The organism is Nonomuraea sp. NPDC049714 (assembly GCF_044465295.1).
GTDB lineage: Bacteria > Actinomycetota > Actinomycetes > Streptosporangiales > Streptosporangiaceae > Nonomuraea.
On record NZ_JBITLM010000019.1, the window covers coordinates 1 to 13,573 of the forward strand.

The window sequence follows — 13,573 nt, forward strand, 5'->3', positions numbered from 1 at the left end:
TTGGTCGACTGCTGTCTTACCGGGAGCCTCTTCTCATGTCCACCGGTCCCGGCACCGTCCTTACTGACCTGCGCGATCAGGTTGGAAAAGCCTCACTGATGCACTCCAGGCGAGAGGTGGAGGCATCGTCGGTCATGAGAGGCGGCCGAGCGACGCGTCGCCGAGATTCTCAAGGATGGCCCTGGCTGGCCGAAACCGTGCATGGGGTCGTGGGCAAGCATTGGGCGTGGACGCCCGCAAACGATCAGTGAGAGCCGTAGACGGCCGGACATGCGAAGAGGGCCTCTGACCCGCATTGTCGCAGGTCAGAGGCCCTCTCAAGCTGGTCCAGAGAAGCGCGCCCTGCAGGATTCGAACCTGCGACCGTCGGATTAGAAGTCCGATGCTCTATCCAGCTGAGCTAAGGGCGCTCCCGACTTATTGTGCATGATCCGGCGACTTGTCATGCACAGGTTTCCCCCGTGTCAGCCCGCAACCCCCACACACCCGCTCCCGCCCCCACGCCACCCGCCCGGTCGCCAGGCCCGTTGTGGCCGCGATCGCGACCCATCTGTGAGCAAAAAGGCCAGGCGGGAGCGTCGCGGTAGGTCTAATCTCTCATGTCATGTTCGCGACCCTCCTGCATGAGATTCCGTTGCAGGGCGGTGATGTGACGGACGGGGTGGTGCGTGTCGGTGACACGGTGCGCCGGCCGGTCGGTCAGTCGACGCCTGCCGTGCACGCTCTGCTGCGCCACCTAGAGGCGGCGGGGTTCGAGGGGGCGCCGCGGGTGCTCGGGGTGGACGGTCTGGGGCGGGAGGTGCTGACCTTCGTGCCCGGGGCGACGGGGCTGGATGTGGTGAGTGTCACCGATGAGGCGCTGGCCGGGGTGGCGCGGTTACTGCGCGGGTTCCATGATGCGACGGCGGGGTTCCCGCTGGGTCATGACGGCTGGGAGGGCGGGTCGAACGATGACGCGCCCCCCGAGGTCATCGGTCATTGTGATGTGACCCCGGCGAACGTGGTCTTCCGGGACGACCGGCCGTACGCGATGATCGATTTTGATCTGGCGCGGCCCACCACGCGGCTGTTCGATGTGGTCACCACGCTGCGGCACTGGGCGCCCATCGCCGATCCGGTCGATCGCCATCCGCTGGTGCGCGGGGTCGACGTGGGGGAGCGGTTGCGGTTGTTCTGTGACGCGTACGGGGTCCGCCCGCGTGATCGTCGCCGGCTGCTGGAGCTGGCCAGGCTGCGTTTCCAGCGGTCCTACACGGTCATGCGCACCCGGGCCGCGGCGGGCGGGAGCTGGGGGCGGATGTGGGCGAGCGGCGCGGGGGAGCGCATCCGCCGGGCCGGAGCCTGGCTGGACGTCCACGAAGATGAGCTGCATGCGTATCTGGTCTGACCGAGCCGCGGGGCTCGCGCTGGGAGTGGCGCTCGACGCGATCATCGGCGATCCCAGGAAAGGGCATCCGGTCGCGGCGTTCGGGCGTGTCGCGGGTGGGGTCGAGGGAAAGGTGTACGGCGACGCCAGGGGCAACGGGGTGCTGTATGTGGCGCTCTGTGTGGGAACGGCGGCGGGGATCGGGGTGCTGGCGGAGCGGGTTCGGCATCCGGTCGCCCGTACGGCGCTGACCGCCGCCGCGACCTGGTCCGTGCTCGGCGGCACCACGCTGGCCCGTGAGGGCGAGCACATGGCCGCCGCGCTGGAGGACGAGGACCTGGAGCGGGCTCGGGAACGGCTGCCCCACCTGTGCGGGCGTGACCCGTCCGGGTTGGCGGCGCCGGAGCTGGCCAGGGCCACGGTGGAGTCGCTGGCGGAGAACACCTCCGACGCCGTCGTGGCCCCGCTGTTCTGGGGGGCGGTGGCGGGGGTGCCGGGGCTGCTGGCCTACCGGGCGATCAACACGCTGGACGCCATGGTCGGCCACCGTTCGCCGCGTTACGAGAGGTTCGGCTGGGCCGCGGCCCGGCTCGACGACGTGGCCAACTATGTCCCGGCGCGGCTCACCGGATTGATCACCGTGCTCGCCGGGCCGGACCCGCGCCGGGCGCTGGCCGTACTGAAAAGGGACGGTCACCGTCACCCCAGCCCCAACGCGGGACGGTGCGAGGCGGCGTTCGCCGGCGCGCTGGGCGTCACGCTGGGCGGCGTGAACGTCTACGGCGGCAGGACCGAGCGGCGGCCGTCCATGGGCGACGGGCCGCAGCCGCAGGTACGGGACATTCGGCGGGCGGCGCGGCTGACCAGGGTGGTGAGCCTGGCCGCGGCGGGCGCGGCCGTGCTGGCCGCCTGGGGTCAGACCCGCTGAACGCCGGGGGCGGTGCTTCGGTGCACCAGGTGGAGGCCGGTCTCGACGAGTTTCCAGCCCAGCCGCCGGCTGACGGCGGACCAGGGGGAGCGGCGGTGCGCGCGGGTGGCCTGCCAGTGCTCCGCCCGCTCGTGGAGCTCGGTGGCGCGGATGTGGTGGAGGCGTAGGTGGAGGTCGGGATGCATGTCGTGGCTCCAGGTCATGGACGGGTCGGGAAGCCGTACAGGGAGAGGACGACGTTCTCGCGGCCTTCGGTGTCCGGGGCCGCGTCGGCGTGTTCCTGCCACTTCTTGAGCACTTGGCCCAGCTCGTCGCCGGCCTGGCGCAGCTCGTCCGCGGTGAGCCGGGCCAGGTAGCGGGAGCTGACGGCGGCGCTGCGCCACTCCTGCTCCCACGCTGACTGTTCGTCGAGGTAGCGCTCGTAGAGCTCGACGTGCTCGCGGAAGGCCAGCCGGGTGAACGCGGAGTAGGTGGCGGCCCGCTCGGGGGCGTCACGGAAGTCCTGGTCCCTGACGGAGAAGCTGCTCAGGGCCACCTGCCACCAGCGCTCCCGGCCGTCGGCGCTCTGCCGGTCGGCCTCCTCGATGACGCCGTGGGCGGCCAGCTTGCGCAGGTGGTAGCTCACCAGCGAGACGGCCTCGTCGACCTGGTCGGCGAGCTGTGAGGCGGTGGCGGTCCGCGCCTGGTAGAGGGCACGGTAGAGCCTCAGCCTGAGGGGGTGCGCCAGCGCCTTGAGCGTGTCGAGCTCGGTGACGCGCCGGCTCTCATCGGTGGCCATGACTCCACCGTAGATAGGAAAGAATAATTGCGCAACTAAATTTTCGTATCTTGCGGCAGTTGTCGGGTCCACTACGGTTGGCAGGGTGAAGGGGGCACTGCTGGTCGCGGGCACGACGTCAGACGCCGGCAAGAGCGTGGTCACGGCCGGGATCTGCCGTTGGCTGGCCAGGCAGGGCGTCCGGGTGGCGCCCTTCAAGGCCCAGAACATGTCGCTGAACTCGTACGTCACCGCGGACGGCGCCGAGATCGGCCGGGCCCAGGCCATGCAGGCGCAGGCCGCGGGCCTGGAGCCCGTCGCCGACATGAACCCGATCCTGCTCAAACCGGGCAGTGACCGCCGCAGCCAGGTCGTGCTCATGGGCCGGCCGGTCGCCGACGTCGACGCGATGGAGTACGGCGCGCTGAAGGACCTGCTCCGCGAGACGGCGCTGGGCGCGCTGGCCCGGCTCAGGGACCGCTACGACGTGGTCGTCTGCGAGGGCGCGGGCAGCCCCGCCGAGATCAACCTGCGCCCCGGCGACATCGCCAACATGGGCCTGGCCAGGGCCGCGAACCTGCCCGTGATCGTGGTCGGCGACATCGACAGGGGCGGGGTGTTCGCCGCCTTCTACGGCACGGTCGGGCTGCTGGACGCCGATGATCAGGCGCTCATGTCCGGCTTTGTGGTGAACAAGTTCCGGGGCGCCAGAGAGCTGCTCGAACCCGGCCTCGACCAGCTCAGGAAGCTCACCGGGCGGCAGGTCTACGGCGTCCTGCCCTGGCTGGACGGTCTCTGGCTGGACGTCGAGGACTCCCTCGCCCTGGACAGCCGGGCCGTCACCACCGGCAGGCCGTACGGCAGGCAGACGCTCCGGGTGGCCGTGGTGCGACTGCCGCGCATCTCCAACTTCACCGACCTGGACGCGCTGACGGCCGAGCCCGGCGTGGCGGTGCGGTTCGTGACGGACCCGGGCGAGCTGGACGACGCCGACCTCGTGGTGCTGCCCGGCTCCCGCGCCACGGTGGACGACCTGGCCTGGCTGCGCGACACCGGCCTGGCAGCGGCCTTACGGTCGCGGACCGGGCCGATCCTGGGCATCTGCGGCGGCTTCCAGCTGCTCGGCCGCGAGATCGTCGACGAGGTGGAGTCCGGGGCCGGCCGGGTGGACGGGCTCGGGCTGCTGCCCGTCCGGGTGGAGTTCGCGGCCGAGAAGATCCTCGGCCGGCCCACCGGCCACGCCTACGGACACCCGGTGCACGCGTACGAGATCCACCACGGCCGGGTCACCGTCGAGGGCGGCGAGCCGTTCCTGGACGGGTGCCGCGTGGGATCCGTCTGGGGCACCACCTGGCACGGCGCGCTGGAGAACGACGCCTTCCGCCGGGCCTTCCTGGCCGACGTCGCGGGGAAAGCCGGACGCGACTTCGTGCCGCACCCTGACAGCGACTTCGCCCGGCTGCGCGAGGAGCGCTTCGACGCCCTCGGCGACCTCGTCGAGCAGCACCTGGACACCGGCGCGCTGCTCGATCTCATTCAGTACGGCCCGCCCAAGGTGCCGCCGCTGCCACCGGGTGCGCGTCAGCTCTGATGGACCACGTCCGTGGCCGCGGCGGTCAGGGCGAGCACGGGGAAGACGGCCCGCGCCGGCACCCGGTAGACGCCCCGCTCGGGCTGCTCCACCAGCCCGGCCGAGGTCAGCGTCTTGAGATGGTGGTAGAGCTGCCCCTGTGAGGCCAGGGCGAGCTCGCTCTGCAGGTCGGCGATGGGCCGCGGGCCCGACACGAGCAGCTGCAGGATGCGCAGCCTGGCCGGATGGCCGGCCGCCGCCAGCACCCCGGCCAGCGGCGCGGCAGGCTGCTCGACCAGCCAGCCGGGGGAGCGGGCCACCTCCCACCGCCACTGGTGACCGCCGAGCCTCGCCTCGCCGCCGTAGGTCAGCCGGCCGGTGTCGTCGCCGGTGGCCGGCTGCGACGGCTCGCCCTCCAGGGCCGTGACCCGGGCTTCGAGCTCCCGCAGGCGCTCCTCGATGCTGCTCACCCCAGCACCGTACCGACAACCCCGCCATTCCGGAGTTCGGCAGGGAAGCGCCGCCGTTCCTGCCGGGGTCGGCCGGTGACGCCACCGCCTTCCGGGCGAGATCATCCAGGCATGACAGCAGTGGTGCAGGCCGAAGGGCTGACCAAGTACTACGGCCGACGCCGGGGCCTGGAGGATCTCACCCTGGAGATCCAGCCAGGGGAGATCTTCGGCTACCTCGGACCCAACGGCGCCGGCAAGACCACCACGATCCGCCTCCTGCTCGACGTGATCAGACCCACCAGAGGCCATGTACGCGTCCTCGGCGGCGGCTCACGGGAGGCCGCGGTGCGCGGCAGGATCGGCTACCTGCCGGGCGAGCTCGCCCTGGAAGGCAGGGAACGGGCCAGGGACTACCTGGAGTTCCTCGGCGGAGTGCGCGGCGGCGTCCCCCGCAGCCGGATCGACGCCCTCGCCGAACGGCTCAACGCCGACCTGTCGGTGCCGATGCGCAAGCTCTCCAAGGGCAACAAGCAGAAGATCGGGCTGATCCAGGCGTTCATGCACGAGCCGGAGCTGCTCATCCTGGACGAGCCGACCGGCGGCCTCGACCCGCTGGTGCAGCAGGAGTTCCTGGCCATGGTCCGGGAGGTGCGCACCGCCGGCCGTACCGTGCTGATGTCCTCACACGTACTGGCCGAGGTGGAGCACGTCTCCGACCGGGTCGGCATCGTACGGGAGGGTCGCCTGGTCGCGGTGGAGAGCGTGGCCACGCTGCGCGAGAAGGCGGTACGCCGCATCGAGCTGCACTTCGACGCGCCCGTCCCGCCCGAGGAGTTCGCCGGCCTGCCCGGCGTGCGGGACCTGCGCGTGATGGGCGCCGCCCTGAGCTGCACCATCGACGGCAGGCCGGACGCGCTGATCAAGGCGGCGGCCCGGCACACCGTGGTGCACCTGGTCAGCGCCGAACCCGACCTTGAGGAGATCTTCCTCACCTACTACAGCGACGAGGAGAGACGCGATGATCGCCAAGAGCCTGCGTGACTATCGGCGGACCCTCCTCGGGTGGGGGATCGGCCTCAGCGTCTTCATGGCGGCCTACCTCGGGATCTACGGCAACATCAAGCAGAATCCCGACATCTACGGTCAGCAGGCGCTGGCCAAGTTCCCCGGCGCGATCAGGGACCTGATGGGCGGGCTGGAGGACTTCACCAGCGGCGCCGGTTATCTGCAGTCGGTCGTCTACCAGCTGTTCGTGCCGTTCCTGTTCATCGCGTGCGCGATGCTCGCCGCCAACCGGGCGATCGCCCAGCCCGAGGAGGCCGGCACGCTGGAGCTCATCGTCACCCTGCCCATCGACCGCAAGCGGCTCGTCCTCGACCGCTTCGCCGCCCTCGCCCTCGGCCTGCTCGCGGTGGCGGCCGTGACGCTGGTCGTCACCTGGTTCATGGCCGAAGCCGTCGGCATGGGCGTCCCCTTCGACCGGATCTTGGCCGCCCACACCGGAGTGCTGCTGCTCGGGCTCTTCTTCGGCACTCTCACCCTGGCCGTCGGCGCCGCGACCGGGCGCAGGACCGTCGCCATGGCGGTCGTCGGCGTGTGGGCGCTGCTCGGCTACGTCGTCGTCACCATCGGCCGGAGCGTCGAGGCCATCGCCTGGCTCAAATGGGTCTCCCCGTTCCACTACTACGCCGAAGGCCGGCCCCTGTACCTGGGACTTCCGGCCGGGGACTACCTTGTGCTGGCGGGCGCCACCGCGGTGCTCGTCCTCACCGCGGTCCTCGCCTTCGACAGGCGCGACGTAGGAGTCTGACCGTGTCCGACCGCTCGGCGGTGCCAGCCGACCTGCCCGCCGACCTCCTTGGCGGGCATCTCCACACGCTGCGCCAGGCCGCCGCCACCGGCCTGCTGCCCGGCCGGGCCGAACTCGACGCCTACAGCGCCGCCGGCTCGCGGGCCGCCGAACTCGGCCTCCCGCTGCGGGTCCTCGTCGACGCCGCGCTCGCCGCCGCCGACGGCCTGGCCGGCCCCGCCGTGCTGCCCGCGCTGCGCAAGGCGGTCGCCGCCATCATGGAGGGGTACGACCAGGCCCAGCTCGCCGCGATCCGGGGCGCGGACGTCGAACGCAGGGAGTTCGTGGACGACCTGCTCCAGGGCAGGGCCGAACGCCTCGCCGAACGCGCCGAGCACTTCGGCCTCCGGCTCGCCGAGTCCTACGTGGTCGCCGTCGCCCGCGGCTTGCAGGACATCGACCCCGACCGGATCGAACGCGACCTGATCGCCCGGTTCGGCTCCCACAACATCCTCCTCGCCGTCCGCTCCTCGGATGGCGACGAACTGCTCGTCTGCGTCGTCCCCGCCACGCTCCCCGCCGCCGTCGGTGAGTTCACCCACCATGTACGGTCCCGCTTCCCGGCAGGCTGGCGGGTCGGCGTCGGCCGGCCGCACCGTGGACCCGGTGGCGTGGTCGCCTCCTACAGGGAGGCCGCCGGCGCCCTTGAGCTGGCCGACCGGCTCGGCCTCAAGCACGACGTGGTCAAGGCCGCCGACCTGCTCGTCTTCCCCGTGCTGCTGCGCGACAGGAGCGCCATGGAGGACCTGGTGACCAGCGTGCTCAGCCCGCTGCTCGACGCGCGCGGCGGCCCCGAGCCGTTACTCGAAACCCTGGAGGCCGTCTTCGCCGCCCAGGGCAACCAGACCGCTGCCGCCCGCAGGCTCGGCATCAGCACCCGCGCCGTCACCTACCGCCTGCAGCGCGTCCGCCACCTGACGGGCTTCTCCCCGGACGAGCCCACCCAGCGCTTCACCCTCGAAACCGCCGTGCTCGGGGCCCGCCTCCTGGACTGGCCCCCGTAGGTCAGTCGACGGCCAGCCGCACACCGAACCCGATGATCACCACGCCGGTGATCCGGTCCAGCAGCCGGCGGACGAACGGTGTGCGCAGCGTCCTGCTCAGCAACGCCGCGAACCCGATCAGCGCGGCGCTCCACAGCAGCCCCTCGCCCACGTGCACGCCCGCCAGCAGCAGGCCCATCACGGCGTGCGGCGCGTCCTGGGGAATGAACTGCGGCAGCATCGCCACGTAGAACGCGCCGACCTTGGGATTGAGCAGGTTCGTCACCAGCCCGCGCCGGAACCCGGTGCGGAACCGTACCTCCTGCTGCGCTTCCTCCCCGCCGGGTGCGTCACCCCTGGCCAGCAGCATGCGCAGGCCCATCCACACCAGATACGCCGCGCCCGCCCAGCGCAGCACGTCGTAGCCGAACTGCGAGGCCGCCAGCAGCGCGGACAGCCCCACGGCCGTGAGGAGTCCCCAGGTGAGCGTGCCGAGCTGGATGCCCAGCACCACCCCCCACGCGGGCCGCCTCCCGGCCAGCAGTGACGTACGCAGGATGAGGGCCGTGTCGAGCCCTGGAGTCACCGTCAGCAACGCCACCACGAGAGCGAACGACCCGATGTCCATGGTCATGGGATCAACAGGAGTTTGCCCGTGGTGCGGCGGGCGGCGAGATCTTCCTGGGCGCGGGCCGCCTGCGCCAGCGGGTAGCGCCGGTAGACGTTCACCTTCAGCTCACCGGAGGCGATCCAGCCGAACAGGTCCGAGGCCCGCCACAGCAACTCGTCGCGCTCGGCGATGTGGTCGGCCAGCTTCGGCCTGGTGAGGAAGAGGGAACCGGCCGCGTTCAGCCGCTGCGGATCGACCGGCGGCACCGGGCCGCTGGCCGCGCCGTACAGAGCCATGAGCCCACGCCGGCGGAGCACCTTGAGGCCGCCGTCGAACGTGGTGGCGCCCACACCGTCGTAGACGACGTCCACCTTGCCGCGCAGCGCGTCGGCGAAGTCGTCGTAGCGCAGCACCTCGTCGGCGCCGGCTTCGCGGGCCAGCTTCTCCTTCGCCGCGGAGGACGTGGTGGTGATCACCTTGGCGCCCCTGAGCTTGGCGATCTGGATGAGCAGCTGTCCCATCCCGCCGGCCCCGGCATGGACCAGCACCGTCTCGCCCGGCTTCACCTCGTGCGTGGAGTGCGTGAGGTACTGGGCGGTCATGCCCTGGAGCATCACGGCGGCGGCCAGGTCCGTCGGCACCGCCTCCGGGACCGGGACCACCTGATCGGCCGGCACGACGGCCTTGTCCGCGTAGCTGCCCAGGACACTCGCCCAGGCCACCGTGTCGCCCACGGCCACTCCGGCCGTGTCGACCCCGACGGCGGACACCACGCCCGCGCCCTCGGAGCCGATCACGGTGGGCAGGGGCAGGGGGTAGGCGCCGGAGCGGTGGTAGATGTCGATGAAGTTGACGCCGCTGGCGGCGACGTCGACCACTACCTCACCGGCTGCCGGCGTGGGATCCGGGCGCTCCACGTATTCGAGGACCTCTGGGCCGCCCTGGGCGGCGATCACGATCGCATGCATGCTTCCAGTCAACCTTGCCCCCGTTCTTCCGTCTTGCCGGGGGGCTCTGTGGATTTCTGCGACCGGACACGTTTTCGGCAAGGCGGGCAAGGATCTGGCGCCCGATTGAGGGTTACTCGCGCTCGACCCTTCGCAGCCCGTGCGTGGGCGTCCACCACTCGACGACGAGCATCGTGGCCTCGTCGTTGAGGTGGGTGTGCACGACCTCGGCGATGTCGGCGTGGAAGCGGTCGCTGTCCGATCCCTCGGTGATCGGTCCGACAGTGATCGCCCGACCGGAGATCTTCGCCTCGCCCGGCCACTGCGCCTCGGCGCCCTCGATCGGGTCGACCGTAGCGCAGTGCAGGGCGAACCGCGGATCCCGACGTAGATCCGCGCCCTTGCGCGCGTTCAGCATCGAGCCAAAGATCAGTTCGCCGTCCTCGAAGGCCGCCTCGATCCCGGAGATCCGCGGCGATCCGTCGGCTCGCAAGGTGGCAATCGTCTTGTGTCTGTGGGCGTCGAACAACGCCCGCACGCGCTGGGCGAACTCGGGCTCTGCCTGTTCGACCTCGTGCCACGCCGTCATACGCGCATGATCGCACCGATGAGGGAGAGTGGGAATATGCAGACAGGTCAGCGACCCGGGCGCGCCTCCAGCGGTTCGCTTGGGGCTCGGTAGTACGGTCCTTCGGCTGAGCGGCGCGAGGGTCAGCTGCCTGGAACCTCGATTCTGGCCAGGGCGCCTGTCTCCAGGGCCACCCAGATCGCCCCGTCAGGTCCGACCGTCAGGCCGTGCGGCTCGGCGGCCTGCGCCGAGATCTCGGGCAGGGCGTACTCCTCGATCGTGCCGTCCACGGTGATGCGGCCGAGCCGACCGGTGGCCCACTCGGTGAACCAGAGGGCGCCGTCCGGCCCGGTCACGATGGCGTGGGGCCGGGCGGCGCGGTCAGGCAGGGGATATTCGGTGATTTTTCCGGTTACGTCGATGCGCCCGACCTGGCCCGCGCCGATCTCGACGAACCAGAGCGCCCCATCCGGCCCCGCCGTGATGTGCACCGGCGCGGCCCCCGCCGTCGGCAGGGGATGAACCGTGACCTCGCCCGACAGCGTGATCCGCCCGATGGCGTCGCCCTGGTTGAGCGTGAACCAGAGAGCGTCGTCGGGCCCGGCGGCGATCCCCGACGGCATGCCGCCCGGCACCTCGAACTCGGTGAGCTCCCCGTCCTTGATCCGCCCGATCCGGTCGGTCTGCATGCAGGTGAACCACATCGCCCCGTCGGCACCGGCCACGATCCCGTACGGTGAGGACGCCTCGAACGCGGTCACCTCCCCGGACGGCGTGATCCGTCCGACCCGGCCGCCCTGGAACTCGGTGAACCACATCGCACCGTCAGCCCCAGGCGTGATCACCGTCGGCCCGCCGTCTAGGTGGTCGAGCTGGTGCACGACCGGCTCCTCACCCGGAACCAACCGGCCGACACACCCCTGATGCACCAGCGTGAACCACAACGCGCCATCAGGACCGGTCGCGATGCCGTACGGCGCGCCTGCGGATATCTTGGTCAACATATACGTCCCTCCGAAATCTCCAGCTCAGCTCCCCGGAACCGCCGCCGCAGCGCACGGTCGTGTGACACGACCACCAGAGCGCCACCGAAGGCGTCGAGCGCCTGCTCCAGCTCCTCCACCAGAGTCAGCGACAGATGGTTGGTCGGCTCGTCGAGCAGCAGCAGCTCATGCTCGCCCGCCAGCAGCCCGGCCAGGGCCAGCCTGCGCCGCTGTCCCACGGAGAGTGCGCCCACCTTGAGATCGAGCGTCTCCCGCTGGAACAGGCCGGTGGCCAGCAGCGCGGCCCGCCGCTCGTGGCGAGGCCCGTGGTCGTAGGCGTCCAGCACGTGCAGGGCGGGGTCGAAGGTGACCTCCTGCGGCAGGTAGCCCACCCGGCCGCCAGCCTGCTCCGCGATCACCCTCAGCAGCGTGGTCTTCCCCGCGCCGTTGGCGCCCTGGACCAGCAGCCGGTCGCCGGCCCTGATCGTCATCCGCTGGACATGGAGCCGATCAGCGACATGCACGTCACACAGGTCCACCAGCGTGCCGTTCGGAGGCGCTTGCGCAGATGTACCGGCGCCGTTCGTGGGCGTTCGGGGCCGGCCGAGCACGTCGTGCGGGGATGCTGCGGCTTGGTCGTTCGTGTCGTCTGCGAAACCCAGGGCCTGATCGTCTGTGGCAGCCGCAGTTTGGTTGAAAGTGCCGTGGAAGCGTAGCGGCCGGGGTGGCTCGGGGACCGGGTCCGCCTCCAGGCGGCGCAGGCGCTCCTGGGCGTTGCGTACGCGGCTGGCGATCGAGCTCTGCACCCGGCCGGCGTTGCGGTCGTAGGCCATCTTGTTGTTGTCTCGCATGACCCGGCCTGCCGCGACGCGGTGTGCGGTGGTGGCGGCGTGCTCACGCACCTGACGCACCTCCGCGCGCCAGGCGGCGTAGGCCTGCTCGTGCCGGGCTCGCGCGGCCGCCTTCGCCTTGAGGAAGCCGGTGTAGCCGCCTCCGAAGCGGGTGGTCGTGCCGCCTTCGACCTCCAGGATGGCGGTCGCCACCCGGTCGAGGAAGATCCGGTCGTGGGACACGACGACGACCGTGCCCCGGTGGTCGCGCAGCCGCTCCTCCAACCAGGTCAGCGCGGACTCGTCGAGATGATTGGTGGGCTCGTCGAGCAGCAGCGTCTCCGGCGAGGCGGCCAGCAGGCAGGCCAGACCGAGCCGGGCCTGCTCCCCGCCCGACAGGCTGGACAGCACCCGCTCGCGCCCGACATGACTCAGGCCGAGCCCGTGGAGCGACTTGTCGACCCGGGCGTCGGCTTCGTAGCCGCCACGGGTCTCGAAGGCCGTGACAAGATCACCGTACTCCTCCATCCGGTCGTCGGAGAGCGCCGACTCCAGCTCGCGCATTCTGCGCTGCATGGCCCGCAACTCGGCCAACGCCGCGTCGATCACCTGCTGAACCGTGTGCCCGAGCGGCAGGTCGAGCGTCTGGCCGAGGTAGCCGCCGTCGGCGGGCACCACGACCTCGCCCTCGTCCGGTCGCTCGTCTCCAGCGAGCAGCCGGAGCAGCGTGGACTTGCCCGAGCCGTTCTCGCCCACGATGCCCAACCGCTCGCCCTCCCGGACGGACACGGACACATCGACCAGCACGCGACGCCGGTCGTACGCCTTGGTAACGCTTCGAAGGATGGTCAGGGTGGAACTCCAATCGCAACTGACGTAGCTTTAGCTTGCCACGACTTGAGGCTTAATGCAACTGGAGTAGTTTTTGGAGACGAGTAAGCGACCCGGTGGACGCAGTGCGCGGGTCCGCGACGCCGTACGAAGGGCCACGCTGGCCGAGTTGTCCGAGCACGGCATGCGCGGGCTGACCGTGGAGAACGTGGCCGAGAGGTCGGGCGTGCACAAGACGACGGTCTACCGGCGCTGGGGGAGCGTCGAAGGGCTGATCGCCGACGCTCTGGAGATGGCGCAGGAGGAGCCGTGGCCGATCCCCGACACGGGCACGATCGAGGAGGACCTGCGCGGGGTGGCGCGGCTGGTGCAGGGCGGGTTCGACGACCCCGAGCTGGGGCCGGTCTCGTCGGCGTTCGTGGCGGCGGCCATGCAGAGCCCCGAGGCGGCCCGGGCGCTGCACGACTTCTTCGAGGCCCGCCACGAGCAGTCGGCGCAGGTGGTGCAGCGGGCCGTCGACCGGGGCGAACTGCCTGTCACGGTCGACGTACGGGAGGTGATCAGGGTGGCGGTGGCGCCGATCTACTACCGGCTGTTCGTCGCGCACGAGCCGGTGACCGAGCGGGACGCCGATCGGGCGGCGGATGCCGCTCTGGCTGCCGCCCGTGCGGGTGTCCTCTGAGGGCCTTCGCTTTGGGGTGGTCGGTGGCCGATCGTGGACAGGGTGCTGTCACGCCGTCCACGGCACGGGAGGTGCCCTGGGCTTGGTGCGGGCAGGGCTGTGATCATGGGCGATAACGGAATGTTATGCACCAGATAGGGCTGTTATCCATTTTGTGACGATCGACCCTCTTGTCGGGATGGTCGGAATTTCTTACGTTGATCATCAGATTTGATGA

General features: G+C 70.8%; 15 protein-coding genes and 1 tRNA gene. 7 read left to right on the forward strand and 9 right to left on the reverse strand.

From position 1 onward, the window contains the following. Positions 1-336: 336 nt before the first annotated feature. Positions 337-410 (reverse strand) — tRNA-Arg (locus ACIBQX_RS46165). 194 nt (positions 411-604) lie between these two features. Between ACIBQX_RS46165 and ACIBQX_RS46170 the strand changes: the two genes are divergently transcribed. Further along, positions 605-1,387 carry a phosphotransferase gene (locus ACIBQX_RS46170; RefSeq protein WP_397016350.1) on the forward strand — a complete coding sequence of 261 codons (783 nt, stop codon included), beginning with the start codon at positions 605-607 and terminating at the stop codon, positions 1,385-1,387. Next, positions 1,371-2,294: a cobalamin biosynthesis protein gene (locus ACIBQX_RS46175; RefSeq protein ID WP_397016352.1), complete on the forward strand. Its 924-nt coding sequence runs from the start codon at positions 1,371-1,373 to the stop codon at positions 2,292-2,294. Before ACIBQX_RS46170 ends, ACIBQX_RS46175 begins: the two co-directional genes overlap by 17 nt. Here ACIBQX_RS46175 and ACIBQX_RS46180 read toward each other — a convergent pair. Continuing rightward, positions 2,282-2,479 carry a hypothetical protein gene (locus tag ACIBQX_RS46180; protein WP_397016354.1) on the reverse strand — a complete coding sequence of 66 codons (198 nt, stop codon included), beginning with the start codon at positions 2,477-2,479 and terminating at the stop codon, positions 2,282-2,284. The two genes, ACIBQX_RS46175 and ACIBQX_RS46180, sit on opposite strands and share 13 nt — an antisense overlap. Before the next feature lie 14 nt (positions 2,480-2,493). Continuing rightward, positions 2,494-3,072 (reverse strand): ArsR/SmtB family transcription factor, encoded by a 579-nt coding sequence (locus ACIBQX_RS46185; protein WP_397016356.1) that lies wholly within the window; start codon positions 3,070-3,072, stop codon positions 2,494-2,496. A gap of 85 nt (positions 3,073-3,157) precedes the next feature. Here ACIBQX_RS46185 and ACIBQX_RS46190 point away from each other — a divergent pair, with 85 nt between their 5' ends. Next, entirely contained in the window at positions 3,158-4,642 is a 1,485-nt protein-coding gene (locus tag ACIBQX_RS46190) for a cobyric acid synthase (RefSeq protein WP_397016358.1), read from the forward strand. Here the strand turns inward: ACIBQX_RS46190 and ACIBQX_RS46195 are convergent. Then, entirely contained in the window at positions 4,633-5,091 is a 459-nt protein-coding gene (locus ACIBQX_RS46195; protein WP_397016360.1) for an ArsR/SmtB family transcription factor, read from the reverse strand. The genes ACIBQX_RS46190 and ACIBQX_RS46195 overlap by 10 nt on opposite strands. A 111-nt stretch (positions 5,092-5,202) precedes the next feature. Between ACIBQX_RS46195 and ACIBQX_RS46200 the strand changes: the two genes are divergently transcribed. From ACIBQX_RS46200 to ACIBQX_RS46210, 3 genes are read left to right on the forward strand one after another with little or no spacing between them, the layout of a single operon-like run. Further along, on the forward strand, positions 5,203-6,114 hold the full coding sequence (locus ACIBQX_RS46200) for an ABC transporter ATP-binding protein (RefSeq protein WP_397016362.1): 912 nt from the start codon (positions 5,203-5,205) through the stop codon (positions 6,112-6,114). Further along, on the forward strand, positions 6,092-6,883 hold the full coding sequence (locus ACIBQX_RS46205; RefSeq protein WP_397016364.1) for an ABC transporter permease subunit: 792 nt from the start codon (positions 6,092-6,094) through the stop codon (positions 6,881-6,883). Before ACIBQX_RS46200 ends, ACIBQX_RS46205 begins: the two co-directional genes overlap by 23 nt. A gap of 2 nt (positions 6,884-6,885) precedes the next feature. Further along, positions 6,886-7,926, forward strand: coding sequence for a PucR family transcriptional regulator (locus tag ACIBQX_RS46210; protein WP_397016366.1), 1,041 nt, complete (start codon positions 6,886-6,888; stop codon positions 7,924-7,926). Between the two features lies 1 nt (position 7,927). On the opposite strand, the gene ACIBQX_RS46215 is transcribed toward ACIBQX_RS46210, so the two are convergent. From ACIBQX_RS46215 to ACIBQX_RS46235, 5 genes are all read right to left on the reverse strand, one after another. After that, on the reverse strand, positions 7,928-8,539 hold the full coding sequence (locus ACIBQX_RS46215) for a LysE family translocator (RefSeq protein WP_397016368.1): 612 nt from the start codon (positions 8,537-8,539) through the stop codon (positions 7,928-7,930). Next, positions 8,536-9,483 (reverse strand): quinone oxidoreductase family protein, encoded by a 948-nt coding sequence (locus ACIBQX_RS46220; protein ID WP_397016370.1) that lies wholly within the window; start codon positions 9,481-9,483, stop codon positions 8,536-8,538. Before ACIBQX_RS46220 ends, ACIBQX_RS46215 begins: the two co-directional genes overlap by 4 nt. Positions 9,484-9,595: 112 nt before the next feature. Continuing rightward, positions 9,596-10,051: a pyridoxamine 5'-phosphate oxidase family protein gene (locus ACIBQX_RS46225; RefSeq protein ID WP_397016372.1), complete on the reverse strand. Its 456-nt coding sequence runs from the start codon at positions 10,049-10,051 to the stop codon at positions 9,596-9,598. Between the two features lie 122 nt (positions 10,052-10,173). Beyond that, positions 10,174-11,034, reverse strand: a complete 861-nt coding sequence (locus ACIBQX_RS46230; protein ID WP_397016374.1) for a virginiamycin B lyase — start codon at positions 11,032-11,034, stop codon at positions 10,174-10,176. Next, on the reverse strand, positions 11,028-12,695 hold the full coding sequence (locus ACIBQX_RS46235; RefSeq protein ID WP_397016629.1) for an ABC-F family ATP-binding cassette domain-containing protein: 1,668 nt from the start codon (positions 12,693-12,695) through the stop codon (positions 11,028-11,030). Before ACIBQX_RS46235 ends, ACIBQX_RS46230 begins: the two co-directional genes overlap by 7 nt. Before the next feature lie 73 nt (positions 12,696-12,768). On the opposite strand from ACIBQX_RS46235, the gene ACIBQX_RS46240 reads away from it, so the two are divergent. Continuing rightward, positions 12,769-13,356, forward strand: a complete 588-nt coding sequence (locus ACIBQX_RS46240) for a TetR/AcrR family transcriptional regulator (protein ID WP_397016376.1) — start codon at positions 12,769-12,771, stop codon at positions 13,354-13,356. The last annotated feature ends 217 nt before the right edge of the window (positions 13,357-13,573 follow it).

Bases quoted from the DNA above. Each gene is read 5' to 3' on its own strand.
- ACIBQX_RS46180 (WP_397016354.1), bottom strand. From the start codon at position 2,479: ATGCATCCCGACCTCCACCTACGCCTCCACCACATCCGCGCCACCGAG.
- ACIBQX_RS46175 (WP_397016352.1), top strand. From the start codon at position 1,371: ATGCGTATCTGGTCTGACCGAGCCGCGGGGCTCGCGCTGGGAGTGGCG.
- ACIBQX_RS46230 (WP_397016374.1), bottom strand. From the start codon at position 11,034: ATGTTGACCAAGATATCCGCAGGCGCGCCGTACGGCATCGCGACCGGT.
- ACIBQX_RS46170 (WP_397016350.1), top strand. From the start codon at position 605: ATGTTCGCGACCCTCCTGCATGAGATTCCGTTGCAGGGCGGTGATGTG.
- ACIBQX_RS46220 (WP_397016370.1), bottom strand. From the start codon at position 9,483: ATGCATGCGATCGTGATCGCCGCCCAGGGCGGCCCAGAGGTCCTCGAA.
- ACIBQX_RS46225 (WP_397016372.1), bottom strand. From the start codon at position 10,051: ATGACGGCGTGGCACGAGGTCGAACAGGCAGAGCCCGAGTTCGCCCAG.
- ACIBQX_RS46215 (WP_397016368.1), bottom strand. From the start codon at position 8,539: ATGACCATGGACATCGGGTCGTTCGCTCTCGTGGTGGCGTTGCTGACG.
- ACIBQX_RS46205 (WP_397016364.1), top strand. From the start codon at position 6,092: ATGATCGCCAAGAGCCTGCGTGACTATCGGCGGACCCTCCTCGGGTGG.
- ACIBQX_RS46185 (WP_397016356.1), bottom strand. From the start codon at position 3,072: ATGGCCACCGATGAGAGCCGGCGCGTCACCGAGCTCGACACGCTCAAG.
- ACIBQX_RS46200 (WP_397016362.1), top strand. From the start codon at position 5,203: ATGACAGCAGTGGTGCAGGCCGAAGGGCTGACCAAGTACTACGGCCGA.